General features: G+C 50.9%; 2 pseudogenes. Both read right to left on the minus strand.

Going from position 1 to position 1,747, the window contains the following annotated elements:
• Nucleotides 1–84 precede the first annotated feature (84 nt).
• A pseudogene (locus CIK04_RS24000) lies at nucleotides 85–970 on the minus strand (DMT family transporter).
• 116 nt (nucleotides 971–1,086) lie between these two features.
• Nucleotides 1,087–1,747, minus strand: a pseudogene (locus CIK04_RS24005) (SLC13 family permease); the annotation flags it as partial.

The raw sequence follows: 1,747 nt of genomic DNA on the forward strand, positions 1-1,747 counted from the left end.
ATGACTGGCCAAGTATTGGTTAAGTAAGCTTAAACACGCTAAATGAAAGCCCGAGCATGTTCTCGGGCTTTTTGTTTCTGTGCGTCACTGAACTAAGATGGCTGTTCCTGCTACCGCGACGAAGGCACCAAGCCACGCGTGAACGATTGGGCGTTGTTTGGTGTAGATCCACAGTATTGGCAATAACATGATTGGGGTTGTCGAGGAGAGTAAGGCAACCATCCCGACATTTCCTTCGCGCAAAGCGTACAGGATCAAGGTCATGCCAACTGCCATGGCGAGAAAGCCGTTAATCGCGGTAATGGCAAAGATGCGACCATCATTTTTGTGTTGCCCGAGAAATTTTGCGCCAGTGGCTCTTAGTAGGCAATGTGCCACAAAGGCGCTGATCATACGGATAGCGGATGCTGCGACAGGGTCGATATCGGTTTGCATCACTGGTTTGGCAATAATTCCCCCTAGCGCTTGGCACAGAGCTGCCAGTAACCCTAAGGCGATGCCGATCCAAGCGGCACCTTTGACGGTTTCCAGTGCATTCTGACTTTGTCCACGTCGGCCAAAAAAGATCGCCAGAACGACGCCGGAAATACGAGCAGCGATCCGAGTAGCTCCATTGACGTCATGCTTTCGCTAAACAGGAAGTAACCGAGAATGGCGGAAAAGACGGCATGGCAAGAGAAAAGTAGGCCCGCTTGGCGAGGCCCCATGCGATTTAAGCAAGCAAATAGCGCGGTATCGCCAATAAAGATACCAATCAAGCCTGAAAACATCATGGGCGTGAATGTGTTCGAGCCATGACACTTGACCAGCCTCCGGTAAACAGAGCCATACTGGAGAGCATTACCGCCGTGCATCCCATCCGCCAACGACTGTAAGCAAACGATCCCAAATGCTGAGCCGGCGTGACCGAAAGTAAACTGGCGATCGCCCACAGTAGTGCCGCGGCCAGTGCAAGCCATTCAAATCCCATTGATTGTGTGATCCCTAATTGAAGAGATCGACAATATGCCTCAAGTTATCATCTTGGCAAAGCACAGACGCGACTTTCTTCGCTTTGTCGTCGTGCTTTCTGATTCCCCTCTCTTATTAACCGAGAATCAAACGCCCGTAGACGATGGCTAMGCCAATCACACCGATCAGCAAGCCCACTTTTGCCATGTCCTTGCTCTCGATTAGGCCGGTAGAGTAGGCCAGAGAGTTGGGAGGCGTTGACACAGGAAGAATCAYCSCGAGCGAGGCTGAGAATGCTACCACCACCAGCAAGCCTTGTAAGCCTCCGACGGCTTCTAAACTGCTCATTGAGGTACCGATCGCGGCCGCGATTGGCATCAACAAGTTGGCGGTCGCGGTATTGGACATAAAGTTCGCCATAAGCCAGCAGACTAAGGAGAGCGATACGATGATGGCAAAGGCGATAAAGCTTCGTAATTGATTGCGTGCGCTAAGCTTCGCCAGCCTGTTTTTCCAGCCCGATACCAATGGCAATACCACCTGCGACAAGCCAAAGTACGTCCCAATTGATCAGCTTGAGTTCTTCTTTGCCCATAATGCCTGTCAATGTAAACACTGCCAGCGGAATGATAGCCACCACATAGGTATTCATGCCGTGCAATTGTGTGGTCATCCAGAGAACAACGGCGGCAAACGTGATATACACCACCATGGCACGCCAGCTTTTCTTAAACTTGCCATCCAATTTCAGCGTCATTTGCGCTTCGCTAGAAGGGAAGAGTTTCTGCAATAAAAG

Source organism: Vibrio sp. 03_296, from assembly GCF_002265885.1.